The following is an 18,584-nucleotide window of genomic DNA, read 5'->3' as shown; positions in this document are numbered from 1 at the left end:
TTCGTTTTGGGCCTGTTTTTCGCAAAATAGCTAAAAAACAGATTTGGCGCTCAAGGTATCTATGATAATGCGCCGCTCCACGGGCCGCGTGATGCGCTGCAAAGCTACACTATAGCGCGGGTTCTGCGGATATTTTCTGGTTAAAAAAACATAATGCTGCCGGGCGGCCTCTTTCTGCCCGGTCCATTCCAGGCACGAAGCCAGAATCCAGAGGTTATGTTCGGTCATGGGCAAGCCCAATTCCTGGGCCCTCAGTAACTCCGGAAGCGCGGTGCTGTATTGTCTCTTCTTGTACCAGGCCTCCCCCAGCCCCGCATAGCCTTCCGGCTGTTCAGGTTGCAAAGTCACCGCCCGGCTAAAACAGGCCACCGCGGTATCTGTAAGGTTGCGGTTCAAATAATACTTACCCAGCTGCTGCCACCAAAAGCCATCCTGAGGTTGCTTCTTTACCCCAACCTGCACCATAGGGATAGCATTCTCATACAACCCTCTGGCGGTATAAATAGCACTAAACTCCCTAAAGGCCGGCAGCGACATAGAGTCCCGGACCAGGGCCCGGTTCAGGTTAAACAACGCCCGCGCCGTGTCTCCGGTTCCCGCCTGCGCCTTGGCCAGCAGCACGTAGTACTTGGCCTCACCGGGGCTTAACCGTATAGATTTGTTTCCATGGCTGAGCGCGCGGTCATACAATTTCAGGCCCACGTAGGTTTCTGTTAAGATAGCCTCAGACTCTGGGGAATAGAAATTAAACTCCTGAGACTGCAGCATCATTTTCATGGCCTGTTGGTATTCTTGCCGTTCGGCCAGAATCTTGGCTTTCCAGAAATAGGCTTCGCCGATGCCCGGGTCAAGGGTGGTGGCAGAGGAAAGGTCTTTGAACGCCTGCTGGGGTTTGTCAATGGCCAGGTACAGTTTGGCCCGTTTCACAAACCACTCGGGGGGCGCGTTCCTTTGCTCCAGGGCCCGGGTAATCTCCTTTATCTGGGTTGGAACGCTGCTGTCTACCTTGCCGGGAGAAAACATATGCTCCTCCTTAGATTTCTGGGAACAGGCCGAGGCCAGAAAAGCTCCAAGGACTAAAAGCCAGAAAGAATGACGCATGCGCAGGAAAGGGTCCAATAGAAATTGATGAGGCGAAGGTACCATTTCCGGTTTAGTTACGGGCTGTTTTAGGGCTGTTTTTCTCAAAACAGATGAAAAACGTTAGGGGTTCACTGAAACCGACAGGCGCAGTCCCCATAAGGGCGCGTCCAGCTCGCGGTACGTAAGCCTATGTACCAGGTCTACCCTAAACAGCTGGTAAATATTCTTGAAGCCCACGTTCACCTCGGCGTAGGGATCGCGGCCCAGCCCCCTGAAGTTACTTTGGTTGCCTTTCGTCTCAGCGGGTTTGTTCTTGTCCGTCAGTCTCCCATACAGTGCGGCCCCACCGGCCACCAGAATCAGTTTTGATTTCCTGAGCAGCGGCAACCGGTTAGTGAGTGAAAAGGCACCCTCAAAATGGTGGTCATACCGTAGCGACACAAACTCATCGGTGGCGAAAGAGAAGTAGGGCATGAGGTTATACCCTTGCAGAATAAAGAAAGGCGTCTCATTGCCTAGGGGCACCTGCAGCAAGGGCAGCGGCACCTTGGTAAAGGTCTTGCCCCCTTTCAGGTAATACCGGCCGTAGCCAAAAATGCCGGCCCGCACCCGCTGCTCCACTGAAAGCGAAATATTCTGGTAAGACAGATCTGAGTTCATAACCCCACTCAAACCCGCCGATACCTCCAGCCCTATCACGGGTGCGTTGGAATTGGAGATGGCCACTTTCTCATGATGCCGGATCAGCATTTTTCGGTCTGGGGAATAGCGCAGGTTCAGGGTCACGTCTGTGGTGGTAAAGCCACCATATTTGGGGTCCTGACTTTCAGAGCCCAGCGTGGCCGCGTCAAAAACGGGATTGTAGCGGGTGTTCCTGAAAGTGACCCGTTGCCTGAACGCCTGAAACCACTCCCGCTCGCCCCATAGCTGCATCTGCTCCTGTTGGTAAGGGAAGTTCATTTGCCCCCACCGGAATGTGGAGAAGAAAAGGCTGCTCACCTGGCTGTTGTTCAGGTCCATGCCGGCGGGACCCACATCGTTGAGGTAACTTGCCCCCCATTCCGTCCATTGCTCCCGGTCTGCTACGTACCTAAGGTTGAACAGGCTTTTTACGGCTTTATCGCGGGTGCCATATGCAAGGTACCCGTTCATGATCCAGTTTGGGTGGAACTCAGGGGTGGTGCGGCCGCCAAACTGAAACCGGTGACCCTCTAGCTTGTTAAACACATAGGCGCCAAAGACCGGTCCCCACTCAAATTTCTCATTCAGGGGCATATGGCCTTCTACCACTACCCTGATCAGTTTCACGGCGCTCCTGATCTCTGGTAATTTCTTGATGCTGGCAATGGCCTCCACGCGCTTCAACTCCGCGGGCGTAAACTCCTCGGGCCGCACGCTTTGCCAGAACTCCTCTTTATACTTCAGGGCCGAATCACTTACCTGGTGGGTCGCATCGAAAAAAGCCTCAGGCTTGGGCTGCCCCAATAACACGTCTGAATACGCGGTCTCAGATTCCACGAACAACCGCACATCTGATCCCGGGAAGCCGGCAAGCTGAAACCTTCGCTTACTGGAGATGGGCAGCAGCGAGGGATTCTTTTCATCCCAGGCCTGCACAATATGAAGCCCCGTCACATAATTAAGGGCCACCCTTTTGTGTAGGCGCAGATCCACCCGGCGCAAAGAATACGTCCCTTCCGCTATCCAGATAGTACCTTCAAAGGCCAGGTCCTGGTGCCGTTTGGGCGATACATTGATCTGATAGATTTTACCGCTCGCCGTCTCTACGCTGTCCTGCAGATCATAGTCATAGTAACTAGCCCACTGGTTGGCAATAGGGCTTACAAAGTCCTTGTCAAACATGCGCACCCAGTTCTGGTTTAAGGAGAAATGCTCTGCCTGGGCATTTAACAACTGGGAGATCTGGCTTTCTTTTTCAATACCCACCCCAATGGCCTTACTGGCTATCAATATTTCCTTGGAATTACGGGGCTGCCGGTTGTAAAAAATCTCCTTAACAGACTCTGACTGGAAAAGAGGCAGAGAGGCGGTACGGCCTGTAGACGGGAGAAGCTTGAGGCTATCCAGGTAAGGGGCGTACCGTTTTGAAAAATGCTTCTTTTTGTCTTTTGCGTCACTTTCCAGAATACTGCCCTTCATTAAGGTATAGGTCCTGAATTGAATGGCCGCCTGGTTCTCTGGTAAATAGAGGTGTTTATTTTTAGCCGCGGCCCTAATAATCCGGTAAGCCGGGTTCTCCTTGGGCCTCACCACAATTTCCTGGAGGGCATAGCTCTGGCGGACTAGCAGCACCGTACTGTTTTTAAGCAAGGCAGAGACCGCTTTTTTCAAGGGCTTGTACCCCATTAAGGCAAAAGTGACGGTATCTGAGAGAGAATATTTTCTGAGAGTAAAAGTACCGGCCTCATCTGTGAACACCGGGGCCTTGGCTTTGTGAAGATGAACGGTCACGTAATCCAGCGGCTTCTGGCTGTCGGTGTCCACCACTTTCCCTATTAACGGAGCGGTCTGTGCTTTGGCCAGCATACCGCTCAATAGGAAAAGGAAATAGATTGGTAGTTTTCTCACCCGCTGGTTTTTTGGATCACTAATATAAAAAATATGTTAAGTTTTAATATTCAACCTACACTATTAATTTCAATAACCTGCCCATCCAGAATTCCTTAAAGATTTAACTCCGGTTTATATAGATTTGGGTTCACTCTCAATAGACGCGTTCAGGTTTTGCCAAATCTTTCCTATTTCAAGCCTTTTTAGGCACGCGTTTTGGGCCTGTTTTCCCGAAAACGACCCCAAAACAAATATGGATTTAGGGTCAAAAAATTAAGCAAGTTTTTGCCGAAGTAATAGATTCAGAAGCGTATTGCCATTCCCATCACCAAGATCTTACTGTTTTCTAGGATCAAGAATGTCTATGCCTTTTATTCTCACGATTAGGTTTTTACCATCAATAAGAAAGGCGCCTTTCCAGGGCGCCTTTCTTATTGATGGGGTAATGCTTTTGATTAGGTTCTAATCCGGAGTACCTCTTTCAGGAGCACTTTGCACCTTCTGCTTAGTTCCAGATCTTCGGTGGTTACCAGTTTCTGGTCAATGGCCCGTTGCAGAGTGTTCACGCATTCGCTTTTCAGGTTAGCTTCCCGTTGCACCCGGGCCAGGTCATAGTAATACACCAGGTTGTTGGGATCAATGGCAATAGCCTTTGAGATGGCGTCAATAGCCAACTCATTGGTTACCTCTGAAGGTGCTTCCTGTGAGATAAGTTTGATGACAGATTTTTCAGCGAAGGAAAGATTGGCGGCTTTATAGGCCCAGCGCCCCAGTAAATGCCAGGCGCCGGCATGTAAAGAATCTGCGGAAAGAGCCTTGTCCAGGTACCGTTTGGTCTGGCAAATATGAAGCATGCGCTCTTTTAAAGAAGCGGTCTGGCTGAGGTTGCTGAGCGCCAGGGCCATCACGAAATTGTTTTCGGCCTCCAGGCTGTCCTTGCCCCAGGCAGTGCTGGCAAAAGAATAGGCTTTCTGGAAATAAAGGCCCTTGTGGGTGTCATCTGGAAAACGGTTGCCAATGCGGCCACAGACAATGCTGGCCTTGGTCAAGGCTTCCTGCTGCTCTGGGTTGGCAGCCAGCAGAAGCTCATATTTCTCTAACGCCTCCGCGTCTTTGTGCTCCAGGAATAATTGATTGGCTTCCCATAACAGCTTTTCCAGGCCTAGTCCTCCGTTTGCAGAGGCCAAGCCTGGAAAGCTTAGTATGGTAAATAATAAAAGTACGAGTCTAAATTTGCTCCGCATATACCCTTCAATGATGTAACTTTAGTACAACGCAAGGGTAATCTACGGAAACTAATCCAAAATTCCTAGAACAGGTTGAGTTGCCTTTTCTCCTTTTTGGGTGGTACCGGTAGATCCCCGATTTGTTCTGTTTCTACGGCTACTTCCAAATCAGGTTTTACGCTTTCCAAATCAAGCAAAACTTCATCACCTGTTGAATATGAAGGACTTACAATTTTAGTTATTTTAGGCTCTATCTTTACAGTTTTAATTGGTTTTGTACTATTTTTTACCTTTACAGCCTCTGCTCTTTCTTCCTCCAGCAGGTTCACGGCAAAGATTTTGAAATAGTTCAGCTTGTTACCCATCGCGCGCCAGCCTTTCACATCAATAAACTCGCTCAGCAACAAAATCTCCGTCTCTTTGTCAGACTTCTTATCGCGCTGGAATTTAATCTCCGCTTTGGGCTCTTTTGCCACCGATGCTGCCAATAGTTTAGAGCCTTTTGTCTCACTGATAAAGGTAAACCGTTTGCCGACTGTGGTGGTCTCCACCTGGAAGCGCTTCACGTAAGTCACCTTGGTCTCCCCTTCTGTGTACACCGCAGACACTACCAGGTCTGGGCTGAATTTGTGGATGGCCTCAATATTGGCCACGTCATAATGGTTAGTCAGGTCAAACCCGGTCAGCTCATACGAACCGTCTTTGTGGAGCACCAGGATGGTATCATCGGTGTTGAAGGAACCCAGGTAGCGGCCCCGGCTCTCGGTGTTCAGGCGGCCAATCACCTCATCATAGTAGATCTCACGTCCGCCCCGGGTAGATTCACCCAGCGCCTTCTGTACTACCTTCTTGATAGGATGTTTGGTCACTATGTTACCCTGTGAGCCTTTGCCTTTAATGAGCAGTTCAGCAAAGTCAAAGTCAAACTGCTTCACTCGGGCGGCAGCGGCCGGTTGCAACGTAATGCTCACCAACTCAGACTCAGAGTTAGGGTTGGCCGTGAGGTAAACCACTTTAGAGTTCTTCTCGCCTTTGGTCAGGTCATACTCCTTGTCACGGGTAATGGAGGTCACGGCAAAGCGTTTGGCAAACGCGATTCCGGTCTTGCCATCGGTGTAGATCATGTTGTAGACCATGTGCTCGTCATTCTTGTTGTAGACGCCTACATACAGAATGTCTTTGCCCATAAAGGTCTTGTCACTGATCTTGGTCACCATGAACTTACCGTCCTTCCGGATGGCAATGATGTCATCCATGTCTGAGCAGTCGCACACAAACTCGTCTTTCTTGAGGCCATAGCCTACAAAGCCGTCTTTGCGGTTCACGTACAGTTTCTGGTTGGCCACCGCCACTTTCTGGGCCGACACCACATCAAAGGTTCTGATCTGGGTACGGCGCTCTTTGCCTTTTCCATATTTGGCCAGCAAGCCCTCAAAATAACTGATGGCGTAACGGGTCAGGTTAGCCAGGTTATCGGCTACCTCAGCCATTTCGGCTTCCAGCTTCTTGATGAACTCGTCTGCCTTGAAGGCGTCAAACTTAGAAATCCGCTTGATCTTGATTTCTGTCAAGCGGATGATATCCTCCTGTGTCACCTCGCGGCGCAGCAAAGGTTTGTAAGGGTTCAAGCCCAGGTCAATGGCCTCCAATACGGCTTCCCAGGTCTCACACTCCTCAATGTCACGGTAGATGCGGTTCTCAATGAAAATCTTCTCCAGGGAGCTCTGGTGCCACTTGTCCTCCAGCTCGCCCATCCTGATCTCCAGCTCACGCTCCAGTAACCTTACGGTTTTCACAGTTGACATGCGCAGCAAATCGTCCACGTTCAGGAAACGGGGCTTGTCTTCAATGATCACGCAGGTGTTAGGCGAGATGGAGATCTCACAGTCGGTGAAGGCGTACAGCGCGTCAATGGTCAGGTCAGGCGAGATTCCGGGCGGAATGTGCACCTGTACCTCCACCTCGGCGGCGGTATTGTCCACTACCTTCTTGATCTTGATCTTGTTGTTCTCGCTGGCCTTGACAATAGAGTCCATCAAGGCGGTGGTGGTAGTACCATATGGCACGTCCCGGATCACAAGCAACGACTTATCTACTTTCTCAATGGTAGCGCGCAGGCGTATTTTCCCCCCTCTGCCCCCACCGTTGTAGTTAGTAAAGTCAGCCATACCACCTGTAGGGAAGTCTGGCAACAGCGTGGTTTTACGGCCTTTCAGCACATCAATAGATCCCCTGATCAGTTCCCGGAAGTTGTGGGGCATGATCTTGGTGGACAGGCCTACGGCAATCCCTTCCACGCCCTGCGCGAGCAGCAACGGGAATTTCACCGGCAAGGTCACCGGTTCGTTCTTACGGCCGTCATAACTTAATTGCCACTCCGTGGTCTGGCCATTGAAGACTACGTCTAAGGCAAACTTGGTGAGGCGGGCTTCAATATAACGCGGTGCCGCCGCGCTGTCACCAGTGCGTACGTCGCCCCAGTTTCCCTGGGTCTCAATGAGCAGGTCCTTCTGACCCAGGTTCACAATGGCATCGCCAATAGAGGCGTCACCATGCGGGTGGTACTGCATGGTCTGCCCTATCACGTTGGCCACCTTGTTGAAACGGCCATCGTCCATTTCCTTCATGGCGTGCATGATACGGCGCTGCACCGGCTTAAAACCGTCTTCCAGGGCAGGCACGGCCCGCTCCAGAATCACGTAAGAGGCATAATCCAGAAACCAGTTTTCATACAAGCCAGAGACCGAGGTAATGTCATGGATGACCTCCTCGCCGGCCAGTTCGCTGTCCAGCTCTAAATTGTTTTCGTTTTCCAATTCTTCGTTAAGCATATACCTCCTCCACTATATCTTTCTCTATCTTGAGATTCTCAATAATAAACTGCTGCCGCTCCGGGGTATTCTTGCCCATAAAGTAAGACAGCATCTTCTGGATGTTCTGCTCCGTCTTGCCCATGATCACCGGCTCCAGACGGATGTTCTCTCCAATAAATTTACCGAACTCCTCCGGCGAGATCTCTCCCAACCCTTTAAAGCGGGTAATCTCAGCGGCCTTGCCTATCTTGCGGATGGCGTTCTGCTTCTCCTGCTCATTGTAGCAGTAGATGGTCTCCTTCTTGTTGCGCACCCTGAAGAGCGGCGTCTCCAGAATGTACAGGTGCCCGTTCTTCACCAGGTCCGGGAAGAACTGCAGGAAAAAGGTCATCAAAAGCAATCGGATGTGCATTCCGTCCACGTCGGCATCGGTGGCCACTACTACGCGGTTGTAGCGCAAACCTTCCAGCCCTTCCTCAATGTTGAGGGCGTGCTGCAGCAGGTTGAACTCCTCGTTCTCGTACACCACCTTTTTCTTCAACCCGAAGCAGTTCAACGGCTTTCCTCGCAAAGAAAAAACCGCCTCCAGCTCCACGTTGCGGGATTTGGTGATGGATCCTGAAGCCGAGTCCCCTTCTGTGATAAACAGGGTAGTCAACGCCTCTTTCTCCAGGTCTTTGCTTTCTGCGAAGTGGAACCGGCAGTCGCGTAGTTTCTTATTGTGCAGGTTGGCTTTCTTGGCGCGCTGGTTGGCCAGTTTTTTAATACCGGCCATGTCCTTGCGCTCGCGCTCACTCTGCTCAATCCGCCGACGCAGGGCATCTGCCACGGTCGGGTTCTTGTGCAGGTAATTGTCCAGGTGTTCCTTCACGTAATCATTCACGAAGTTACGCACCGTTGGTCCCTCATGGGCCACGTTAATGGAACCCAGCTTGGTCTTGGTCTGGCTTTCAAACACCGGTTCCTGCACGCGTATGGCAATAGCGCCTACAATGGAGCCCCTGATATCAGTGGCATCATAGTCTTTCTTGTAGAATTCGCGCACGGTCTTTACTACTGCTTCTCTAAAAGCTGCCAGGTGGGTACCGCCCTGGGTTGTGTACTGCCCGTTCACGAAGGAATAATACTCCTCGCCGTAGTCGTTGCCGTGCGTGATCGCGAACTCAATGTCCTCCCCTTTCAGGTGGATAATAGGATAACGCATGGACTCCTCGGCAATCTTGCGGCCTAACAGATCTTTCAACCCATTCTCAGAGAGGTATTTCTGCCCGTTGAAATGGATGGTAAGACCTGCGTTGAGGTACACATAATTCCAGATCTGGTTCTCCAGGAACTCCGGAATAAAGTGGTAATTCTTGAAAATAGTGTCATCCGGCACAAACACGGTGGTGGTGCCGTTGCGCTGGGTGGTTTCCTGGAGGGCCTCGTCCTTCACCAACTCGCCGCGCTCAAACTCAGCCACCTTGGTCTGGCCTTCGCGCACTGACTGGATTCTGAAGTGCGAAGACAAGGCGTTCACCGCCTTGGTACCCACCCCGTTCAGACCCACCGATTTCTGGAAGGCGCGGCTATCATACTTACCGCCGGTGTTGATCTTGCTCACGCAGTCAATCACCTTGCCCAACGGAATACCGCGGCCGTAGTCACGCACAATTACCTTGTGGTCAGATATTTTGATTTCAATGGTGCGACCAAACCCCATCATGTGCTCATCAATGGAGTTGTCAATCACCTCTTTCACCAGAATGTAAATCCCATCATCGGGAGAGGAGCCGTCACCTAACTTGCCGATGTACATACCCGGGCGCAGCCGGATGTGTTCGCGCCAGTCAAGGGAGCGGATGCTATCCTCGTTGTAAGTTACATTAGTCAGTTCAGCCATAGGGAACTTTAGGGTTTAGTAGAATTAGGTAAAATAAAAGAAAATTTGCGTGTACTTTGCCATTAGATAAGAGGAAAGGCCTTTTTTTATGCCTAACCCTTTATGGCAGAAGCGCAAAATAAGAGAAAGGAGCCTGGGTTTGCAATGGGTTAGTTTGATTAAACTTGTAACCAAATCCAACCCCTGGCAGTTCATTCATTACATGCTATTTTGCTTAAAATTTTAGCTAATTTAAGAAGAAAATCGCCCATTAACAAGCCTTAAATGCTATTGTTTTTAGCATTTTAATATAAATTTCCCGCTGTTCTTGATTAAATCTTTCTATGGATATTAAATTACCCACCTACCTAAAATATACTGTTATCCTGCTTTGCCTGTTCCTGCTGCTTCACTTTCTGCAGCTCTTCAGTGCGGTATTGATTCCTCTGTGTTTTGCGGCCTTGTTTGCCCTGCTCCTGCTGCCCATTAATAAATCCCTGGAAAGGAGAATGCCCCGTTCCCTGGCCATTGTGTTGTCCCTTGTACTGGTGATAGCGGTGCTCACCCTGGTCATCTGGTTCCTATCGGCGCAGATTGGCAGCTTCTCATCCGAGCTTTCAGACATCAACACTAAACTCAGTGCCCTGGTCAATAAATTCCAGATTTTCCTGTATGAGCGTTTTGGCATTAAGCCCACCAACAAAGGAGAGTTTCTGCAGAAGGCGCTGGGGAACGTGACCCAGACGGGCACCGCCTTCCTGGGGAGCACCATCTCCCTCACCACCGGGGCACTCACGGTTATCTCGCTTATCCCTATCTACGTTTTCTGTATGCTATTTTACCGCGACCACCTGCGGCAGTTCATGTTTCAGTTCATCACTAAAGACCGCCGGGGACCGCTCATGGACACCGTAGACAATATCCAGCGCGTGGTGCAGGGGTACCTATCGGGCTTGTTCATTGTGATTCTGGTGGTGTCTCTGCTGAATTCCATGGGACTTCTGATCATGGGCGTGGACTATGCCATTTTCTTTGGGGTGTTTGCCGCCATCCTGACCATTATCCCATACATTGGCATTATGCTGGGGGCCCTGCTCCCGGCGCTGTTTGTGCTGGTAGACACCGGCTCGCCGGGCAAGATGCTGATCGTTATTCTCATTTTCGCGTTTGTCCAGTTTCTGGAAGGGAATTTCATTACGCCGTATGTGGTGGGCTCTAAGGTGAGCATCAACCCCTTCGCCGCCATTCTGGCTTTAATTATAGGTGGCGAGATCTGGGGGGCACCGGGCATGATTCTGTCAATCCCGGTAATTGCCATTCTCAAGGTGATCTTTGATGCCTATGGCCCGCTGCAGCCGTTTGGTTTTCTCTTGAATGACATTAACCAAGGGCCCAAGGAAAACCAGCTGCTCAAGAAACTGAAGCGGCGCAACAAAGAAATATAGCTTGTCTGGTTTAGGCCTGTTTTCCAGAAAACGAGCGTTATACGCCGCAACAAATAAGGGTAGGCGGTAGTATATGTGGAGGTACCTGAGAGATTGAAAATCAATTTCTTCTGCCCAACCAAAAGGCAGTACCCAACACCTAACCACCTATATTCCTACCACTATGGATAACATGAACAGCAAAGTACTTGACACCTTAAACGACTTAGTAGAAACCGCCCGCGACGGACAAAAAGGCTATGAGACCGCCGCCGGCGCCGTAGCTGACCCACGGGTAAAATCTGAACTTCATAGGCTGGCCCAGCAACGCGCGGTATTCGCCAGCGAACTGGAAAGCAAAGCCCAGCAATTAGGCGGCTCTACCTCCCATACCACTACCGTGGAAGGCGTGGCCATGGAAGCAGCCGGAGCCGTGCACCGTGGCTGGATCAACTTGAAAGCTGCCGTTGGCGCCAATGACAGCAAAGCCATTCTGGGAGAGTGCGAAACCGGCGACGAGGCTGCGCTTAAAGCCTACAACAATGCCCTGAATGAGCCCCTGCCCCTGGACGTGAAAAACATTGTGCAGAAACAGCAGATGGAGATTCAGGCCGCCAAGCAGACCATTACTTCTTTGAAACAAGCGCTTTAATTTCTGGGGCAAAGGATCTCTGCTTTAACGGCAGGAGTACTTTCCCTTGAACATGTATACATTTAAAAAAGCAGCCCGAAAGGCTGCTTTTTTAATGCCCACACCCTCTATCTTTCGGTTCTGAGTTTAAGAAGGTTAAAGATAATGCACCCTACCCTTGCGTTTTAGGCCTGTTTTCAGGAAAACAGGCTCAAAACAGAAACAGTACCTAAGCAGTTTATAGAAAGTAGCAGCTAATATTTACCGCGTTCTAACAGGCGCGTTTGGCGGGGAGGCAAAATGAAACGATATGCCCTGTAAATGGGTTATGAACAAAGCGGTTGTGCCGCTACCAAACCTTAAGAGAAGCGCGTGTACGCTATTGTAGATATAGAAACCACCGGCGGGCAGCCGTCTGAAGACCGAATCACGGAGATCGCCATTTTCATTCATGATGGCAACCAGGTAGTGGACCAGTTCCATAGCCTGGTGAACCCTGGCCGCCCCATCCCTTTTTTCATTTCGCAGCTCACCGGCATTACCGATGAGATGGTGCGCGACGCCCCCAAGTTCCATGAGGTGGCCAAGCAGATTGTGCAGATCACCGAGGGCAACGTGTTTGTGGCCCATAACGTGCGGTTTGACTACTCCTTCATCAAAAAGGAATTCGCCGACCTGGGGTTTACCTTCCAGCGCAAAACGCTTTGCACCGTGCGCCTTAGCCGAAAACTCATCCCCGGCCTTCCGTCTTACAGCCTGGGCAAACTTTGCAAGAGCATAGATATCCCGTTGCAGATGCGCCACCGGGCCATCGGTGACGCCGAAGCCACTGCCGTGCTGTTTGACCGCCTGCTCAAAATAGATCAGAACAAGGTAGACGCCGACCAGGACGACAAACTGCTGGAGAAGCCCTCCTTCACCAAAGACATTAAGACCTCGCTCCTTCCGCCCAATATTTCAAGGGAAATGGTGGATGAATTGCCCTTAGAGGCGGGCGTGTATTACTTCCATGACGAGCACGGCGAGATTATTTACGTGGGCAAGAGCAAGAGTATCCGCAAGCGGATTATCCAGCACTTCAGCATTGATTTCAAGAGCCGCAAGTCCATTGAGTTCAAGAACCGCATTGCCAGCATCACCTATGTGCGCACCGGCAGCGAGCTGGTGGCCCTGCTGTTTGAGTCTGATGAGATCAAGAAACGAAAACCGTTCTATAACCGTGCCCAGCGCCGGAGCGTGTACCACTCGGGAATCTTTTCCTATTATGACCAGGACGGCTACCTGCGCCTGACGTTCCAGAAAGCGAAGACTGAGGTGCCGCCATTGCTGACCATGTCCAACCAGTTCCAGGCCAAGAATTTTCTGTTTAACCGCGTGGCTAAGTACAACCTGTGCCAGAAGCTATGCGACCTGTATAAATCGCCGGGGGCGTGTTTTGATTACCAGGTGCACCAATGCAAAGGGGCCTGTATAGGCAAGGAATCTCCAGAGGAATATAACAAGCGCGTGATAGAGTCTATTGACGCGTTTAAGTATGACTATGACAGTTTCGTGATTGTGGGCAAGGGCCGCTCCGCGGATGAGAAATCTGTGGTTTGCGTGGAGAACGGGCATTACCTGGGCTTCGGGTACATTGATGAGACGTTCAGCGCCAGTTCCCTGGAAGACTTCAAGGAGGTGATCAAGCACTACAATGACAACAAAGACACCCAGCAGATCATTAGGGGGTACATGCGCACCAAGCACGGCGACAAGATCATAGACTTTTCACAAGCATAGCTTTTCTGTTTCGGGGCTGTTTTCTGTAAAACAGCCCCGAAACGTGTTAATGCAGGCGATACCGGAGCAGCCAGCCTTCGGCGTCAAATTCCTTAGCGCGCGGCTGGTATTCGTTTACATTAATGTACTTGCCTTTGGTGTAGTCATTGCCGTCGCCCTCGTCCAGGAGTTTCAGCTTCTTACCGGTTATCTTCCAGTCCTTTTCCACTTTCAGGGCATCCGTGTCTTCGCCGCCGTACCACTGGATTTCTATCTTGTTGGGTCCGTTGCCGGAAAGCACCAGGTCATCGGATTTGCCCAGGCCATAAACGGCAATGCTGTTGGTTTCTGCGGGCGAAAACATTTTCTGATTCAGCAGCTTTCTTTCCTCATCTTTTTCTTCGGCCCAGTGCTTTACCAGCAGCTTTCCGTCGGGCTGAAACTTAAGCTCAAACCAGTCTTTCTCGTTGGTGCCGGCCAAATGCACTTTCTGGTTCAGCAGTCGGTAAAACGCAGTGGCAGCCCGAGGAAGATCTTCTCTACGAGCCTTCAGTAATTTGGTAAACTCCTTGGCAGACAAATCCCGGATGGATTGAGGCCACTGCTGCAGCGCCTTCTCAATCACGGCGTCATTCAGGTTTTGCTGGAGCTCTATGGCCGCCATCTGGAAATCTTCTTCTGAAAGGTAAGCCAGCAAATAGGCGTCCATTTCCTTGGAGCTTTTGATCAGGCCCCTTACATTTTTCGCAGAAATACTTCTGTCAAAGGTTTGGTAATTGGGTTTGAAAAGGCTCATGATGAAGGTAAGCACGCCATCATCAAACTTAAAAAAGGCATGGTCCCGGTCCCGCGGGATGGGGGAATAAACGGTGGTTCCGCCCTTTTTGGCCACGCCCCAGCGCCACTGGTCCTCGCGCCGGCTCCAGTCACTGAGCCACATGTCAAAGAGCCGGGAGGTAAGGTACCTTTTGCTGTCTACCTGGTGGCTGGGGTCCGCGATAAACTTCTCAAACGCTTTGCGGGAGCTCACCACGTCTTTGGGTTTCCCAAAGCTTTCCAGGTTCTCCCAGTTACCGTCTGGCCTTTCTTCCAGCAGCATCAACATATTGGCAAACTCGCCTTCATACTCGCCCAGGGCTTTGTCCTGGGTCAGGTAAACCAACTGCGGATTGGTATGGTACACGCCGGCGGCATCAGCCAGGGTAGGCACGATAAACGCGCCGTATGGATGAATCACGCTGGTCTGGTCGCGCATCATCTTAGCCACAAACGTTTTCTGGAAAAACTTAGGCAAGGCCACGGACGGGTCTTTGTCAATGGAGCGCAGTACGTATTCCCGTTTCTGCGCGTCTACCAGCCTAAGGTTCCTGGTTTGGAAACTGCCCCCCTGCTGGATAGGCGTCACGCCACCTTTAAACTGACCTAACCTGAAAATAGGCGCCTGCACGGGCTGTGCCCAAACCTTGCGGTAATGCGACCCGAACCAGAATCTATGGAAAGGGCTTTTCAGATAATGGGGGCCGGCGGCCACCATGATGGTAGAATCTGTGGCCTGAGAAAAAGACAGCAGAGGGCAAAAAAGCAAAAGAAAGGTCAGGGCCAGAAGACTGCGCAACGGGCATGATTTTCTTTTCAGGAGAGGAATGGAATATGGCATACAGAGTACTTATACCTATATAGCGGTAATGAAGTTCTAAAACCTTGCCCCAGGCTTTTTGTTTCGCTTTTAACCTGAGACCAACCGCGAAAAGCAGGGGAACACAACCTTTCTTTAGCGCTTGAGGTATGGCAGTAAGTGAGTTATTCAGCATGTATAAAATACTAACCTTTTCTACCCTGTGCCTGCTCCTCTCCACTGGTTGCGCGCGCAAGGATTATTTCCAGAAGACTGCCCTGGCGGGACCCATTGAGCAAAACCGGGACGCCGTCTGGGATTCGGCCACCGTGGTGGCGGGCAGGCATTACCAGCGGGGCTTTCTGCACAAACTTTTCTGGGGCAAGCATTACCGCCAGGTATGGGCCACACCGGTCTCTTTGCCTGTGCTGGACATGAAGAAAATGCACGGCGGCTTAAGCCCCGAGAAACTGGGCGGCGGCTTCCAGACCACCAGCCTTACGCTGGAAAGCGACGAAGGAAAACTCTATGCTTTGCGCTCGGTAGACAAAGATCCCCAGGACATCTTGCCCAAAGGCCTGCGCAAAACGTTTCTATCTAACCTTCTTCGGGACCAGACTTCTGCTGCTCACCCCTATGGGGCCGTAGTGGTGTCTAGCCTGGCGGCGGGCGCCAAGATTCCGCATAGCCACCCCCGCTTTGTGTATGTGCCTAAAGACGTGAAAGGCCTCAAAGAGAACACCCCCGAATTTGAGGACAAGGTCTTTTTGCTGGAAGAGAAATTTGAAGGTAAGGAAGCCCTGACCCGCAACTTCGGGAAGGCCAAAAACCTGATTGACTCGGAGGAGTTCCTCAAGAACCGCTTCTCCCAGCACTCTCACCTCCCAGACCAACTCTCTTTTGCCAAAGCGCGGTTGTTTGACGTTTTTATTGGCGATTGGGACCGTCATGAAGGCCAGTGGCAGTGGGCGGTGTATGACACCAGCGCTGTGACTACCTACACCCCCGTACCCAAAGACCGCGACCAGGCGTTTTTTAAATTTGACGACGGTCTCATGCCTTGGCTCTTCAGCCGGCGGTGGGCGCCAGTGAGCAAGATGAAAACCTTCCATGCCAAGGTCTCCTCGCCCAGAGGCTACCTCAAGAACGCCCGTTTTATTGACGCCCGCTGCCTGAATGAAGTAACCCAGGAACAGTGGCAACAACTGGCCCGGCAATTGCAGCACCAGCTCACTGATAGCCTGCTCACAGCCTCTGTGGCACAACTGCCGGTACCGGCATATCAATTGACCGGTGAAGAAATAAAAACCAAGCTTGCAGCCAGAAGAAACCAATTGCCGGCCATTGCCCAGGAGATGTATCTGATCCTGGCCAAGAATGTACTGGTAGCCGGTACAGATGAAAAGGAAAAGTTTGTAGTGGAACGGCAGCCCAACGGCGACACCCGCGTGATGGTGCTGCAGGTTGCCACCAAAGACAAGGAGAAACCATTGCTGGTGTATGATAGGCTATTCAAGAAAGCAGAAACCAAGTCTGTTTCTTTGTACGGTCTGGCAGACGAGGATGAGTTCCTGATCTCAGGCAAAGGCCAGAAAGGCATCAAAGTAAACGTTTATGGCGGAATGGGCGAGGATGACGTGAAAGACAACTCCTCTGTGCAGGGCTGGGCCAGAAAAACCCGTGTTTATGACACCAAACAGGGCATTGAAGTAGAGAAAAGCAAGGAGACCCGCCTCAGGAAAAAACGCAGCGTAAAAGTACATGCCTTTGACCGAGAAGGGCTATAGAATTAGTGATTCAGCACTTATTGTTTTAGGCCTGTTTTCCTGAAAACGGCTCCAAAACGCAACTCACTCACTCACTCACTCACTCACTCACTCACTCACTTTCCTTATCCACCAAGAGTTGTCGCGGGTTTGGCAGTCCAGGGTGAAGTGGTTTCTGATCAGGACTTTTTCAGAGGCTTCGTTGCTGGCTTCCGTTTCGGCGGTGAGGGTTTTGATACGGGATTGCTGTTGGCACCAGTGCACCAGGCCGGCTACCGCCTCGGTCATCAGTCCCTGTTTTTGAAACCCGTCATAGGTGCCGTATCCAATCTCTACCTTGCCGTCATCGTCAGGCGGACCTTTGAAACACAGATCGCCCACCAGGGTTTGCTCCTCCTTCAGTACCATCGCCCAGAGGGTATAAAACAGGTGGTGTTGCGGGTGCTTGGTGATGAGCGGCAGAAAGAAGTTCTTTAAAGAATCTTCCAGGTCTTCATTTATTTTTTTGGGTGTATAATTCAGGCCTAGTTCTTTTTCCAGGGAGCCGTTGTTGGCCAGATACAGTTCCTGCTGTGTTTTGGTAAGAGGTTGGATAAAGAGCCGCGGGGTTTTTAACTGAATCATTCCTGAAGAAGATAAGAGTCCCTAAGATAAACGTTTCCTTTTCTGTACCCAATCCCCTTATTTAATGGCCTTGAGCATTTTTATCACAAACTCCTCGGTTCTGGAGAGGAATGGATTCTCTTTGCGTTTTTTGGCGTCGTGCTTGCGGAGGTAATCTATCAGTTTGTCTTGCTTGAACAGGTTCACCACCTCTGGGTGAATGTAGTATTTGCTGCAGACAGTGGGCGTGTTGCCTAGTTCCTGGGCCACCATTTTGGCCGCCTCTTTTACAGATTTTTCTTTCTCAATATCAGGGTTTTCGTCCAGGATCTGCTCCAGGCACTCCACCATCAAAACGGTGCCGCCCCAGGTCCTGAAATCCTTGGCGGTAAACTCCTCGGTGCTCAGGCTGCGCAGGTACTCGTTCACGTCGCCAGACTCAATGGGCTGGCGCTGGCCCTCTTCATCATAGTACTGGAACAGGTCATACCCCGGAATATCCTGGCACTGCTTTACCAGCCGGGCCAGGCGGCGGTCTTTGATACTGATCTGTTGGTTTACCCCTTTCTTGCCCACAAACTCCAGGCGCAGGTTATCGCCTTCTATTTTCACGTGCCGGTCGCGCAGGGTGGTAAGCCCGTAGGAGTTGTTCGCTTTGGCATAGGTCTTATTGCCGATCCTGATAAAGGAATGGTCCAGCAGCTCCACCACAATGGCCAGAATCTTGCGCTTCTCCAGCTTTTTAAGCCGAAGGTCTTTCTCCACCTGCTTCCTGATATCAGGCAAGGCGTACCCAAAGGTGAGCATGCGCCCAAACTTATTCAGGCTTCGGGTGGCCTGCCACTGCGGATGGTACAGATACTGCTTGCGCCCTTTTTCATCACGCCCCGTGGCCTGCAGGTGGCCGTTGGCCGAAGGCGAAATCCAGACATCGGTCCAGGCCGGCGGAATCACCAGTTTCTGGATGCGGTCCAGGATTTTATCATCGGTGACGGGCTCTCCCTTGGCGGTGAGGTAGGTTACCTTTTTCCCTTTTTGCTGGCGGGTAATACCCGGCTTGGTGTCTGGAAAATACCGCAGCCCTGCCTGTTGCGCCGAAGCCGCAACGTCTGCATAAACCGCGTGGGGAGTCAATTCTTGTGCCATGAGTGGAAAGGGCCAGGTAAGGGATTTCTCCTTTAACCTATCCTAGAAAGAAAAGTTTTTAGCGTTTTAAAGCCGTTTTCAGGAAAA

General features: G+C 51.1%; 12 protein-coding genes. 4 read left to right on the top strand and 8 right to left on the bottom strand.

What is annotated here, in order from left to right; genetic code table 11:
• Positions 1-30: 30 nt before the first annotated feature.
• The 5 genes from TH63_RS07090 to TH63_RS07070 form a co-directional block, all read right to left on the bottom strand.
• Positions 31-1,101, bottom strand: a complete 1,071-nt coding sequence (locus TH63_RS07090; RefSeq protein ID WP_048920335.1) for a tetratricopeptide repeat protein — start codon at positions 1,099-1,101, stop codon at positions 31-33.
• A gap of 102 nt (positions 1,102-1,203) precedes the next feature.
• Entirely contained in the window at positions 1,204-3,672 is a 2,469-nt protein-coding gene (locus TH63_RS07085; RefSeq protein ID WP_156180461.1) for a DUF5686 family protein, read from the bottom strand.
• Positions 3,673-4,109: 437 nt separating this feature from the next.
• Complete coding sequence (locus TH63_RS07080; protein WP_048920333.1) at positions 4,110-4,841, bottom strand: tetratricopeptide repeat protein; 732 nt, start codon at positions 4,839-4,841, stop codon at positions 4,110-4,112.
• Between the two features lie 122 nt (positions 4,842-4,963).
• Positions 4,964-7,711, bottom strand: coding sequence for a DNA gyrase/topoisomerase IV subunit A (locus TH63_RS07075; RefSeq protein WP_082161584.1), 2,748 nt, complete (start codon positions 7,709-7,711; stop codon positions 4,964-4,966).
• Positions 7,704-9,575 (bottom strand): DNA topoisomerase IV subunit B, encoded by a 1,872-nt coding sequence (locus tag TH63_RS07070; protein ID WP_048920332.1) that lies wholly within the window; start codon positions 9,573-9,575, stop codon positions 7,704-7,706. Before TH63_RS07070 ends, TH63_RS07075 begins: the two co-directional genes overlap by 8 nt.
• A gap of 323 nt (positions 9,576-9,898) precedes the next feature.
• Between TH63_RS07070 and TH63_RS07065 the strand changes: the two genes are divergently transcribed.
• From TH63_RS07065 to TH63_RS07055, 3 genes are all read left to right on the top strand, one after another.
• Positions 9,899-10,999 (top strand): AI-2E family transporter, encoded by a 1,101-nt coding sequence (locus TH63_RS07065; protein ID WP_048920331.1) that lies wholly within the window; start codon positions 9,899-9,901, stop codon positions 10,997-10,999.
• Between the two features lie 163 nt (positions 11,000-11,162).
• Positions 11,163-11,630 (top strand): ferritin-like domain-containing protein, encoded by a 468-nt coding sequence (locus tag TH63_RS07060; RefSeq protein ID WP_048920330.1) that lies wholly within the window; start codon positions 11,163-11,165, stop codon positions 11,628-11,630.
• Positions 11,631-11,981: 351 nt separating this feature from the next.
• Positions 11,982-13,388 carry an exonuclease domain-containing protein gene (locus TH63_RS07055; protein WP_048920329.1) on the top strand — a complete coding sequence of 469 codons (1,407 nt, stop codon included), beginning with the start codon at positions 11,982-11,984 and terminating at the stop codon, positions 13,386-13,388.
• Positions 13,389-13,434: 46 nt separating this feature from the next.
• On the opposite strand, the gene TH63_RS07050 is transcribed toward TH63_RS07055, so the two are convergent.
• Positions 13,435-14,901, bottom strand: a complete 1,467-nt coding sequence (locus TH63_RS07050) for a hypothetical protein (RefSeq protein ID WP_197088652.1) — start codon at positions 14,899-14,901, stop codon at positions 13,435-13,437.
• Between the two features lie 251 nt (positions 14,902-15,152).
• Between TH63_RS07050 and TH63_RS07045 the strand changes: the two genes are divergently transcribed.
• Positions 15,153-16,769 carry a hypothetical protein gene (locus TH63_RS07045; protein WP_048920327.1) on the top strand — a complete coding sequence of 539 codons (1,617 nt, stop codon included), beginning with the start codon at positions 15,153-15,155 and terminating at the stop codon, positions 16,767-16,769.
• An 87-nt stretch (positions 16,770-16,856) separates the two neighbouring features.
• Here the strand turns inward: TH63_RS07045 and TH63_RS07040 are convergent, their stop codons facing one another.
• On the bottom strand, positions 16,857-17,372 hold the full coding sequence (locus TH63_RS07040; RefSeq protein WP_048920326.1) for a GNAT family N-acetyltransferase: 516 nt from the start codon (positions 17,370-17,372) through the stop codon (positions 16,857-16,859).
• Between the two features lie 57 nt (positions 17,373-17,429).
• Entirely contained in the window at positions 17,430-18,497 is a 1,068-nt protein-coding gene (locus tag TH63_RS07035) for a DNA topoisomerase IB (protein WP_048920325.1), read from the bottom strand.
• Between the last annotated feature and the right edge of the window lie 87 nt (positions 18,498-18,584).

This window comes from Rufibacter radiotolerans (genome assembly GCF_001078055.1).
Classification (GTDB): domain Bacteria; phylum Bacteroidota; class Bacteroidia; order Cytophagales; family Hymenobacteraceae; genus Nibribacter; species Nibribacter radiotolerans.
This window is presented reverse-complemented; position numbering and strand designations above follow the sequence as displayed.

What these genes read in the sequence shown, in the direction of transcription:
- TH63_RS07090 (WP_048920335.1), bottom strand. Translation starts at nt 1,101, where the DNA reads ATGCGTCATTCTTTCTGGCTTTTAGTCCTTGGAGCTTTTCTGGCCTCG.
- TH63_RS07050 (WP_197088652.1), bottom strand. Translation starts at nt 14,901, where the DNA reads ATGGTGGCCGCCGGCCCCCATTATCTGAAAAGCCCTTTCCATAGATTC.
- TH63_RS07070 (WP_048920332.1), bottom strand. Translation starts at nt 9,575, where the DNA reads ATGGCTGAACTGACTAATGTAACTTACAACGAGGATAGCATCCGCTCC.
- TH63_RS07040 (WP_048920326.1), bottom strand. Translation starts at nt 17,372, where the DNA reads ATGATTCAGTTAAAAACCCCGCGGCTCTTTATCCAACCTCTTACCAAA.
- TH63_RS07075 (WP_082161584.1), bottom strand. Translation starts at nt 7,711, where the DNA reads ATGCTTAACGAAGAATTGGAAAACGAAAACAATTTAGAGCTGGACAGC.
- TH63_RS07035 (WP_048920325.1), bottom strand. Translation starts at nt 18,497, where the DNA reads ATGGCACAAGAATTGACTCCCCACGCGGTTTATGCAGACGTTGCGGCT.
- TH63_RS07065 (WP_048920331.1), top strand. Translation starts at nt 9,899, where the DNA reads ATGGATATTAAATTACCCACCTACCTAAAATATACTGTTATCCTGCTT.
- TH63_RS07045 (WP_048920327.1), top strand. Translation starts at nt 15,153, where the DNA reads ATGGCAGTAAGTGAGTTATTCAGCATGTATAAAATACTAACCTTTTCT.
- TH63_RS07060 (WP_048920330.1), top strand. Translation starts at nt 11,163, where the DNA reads ATGGATAACATGAACAGCAAAGTACTTGACACCTTAAACGACTTAGTA.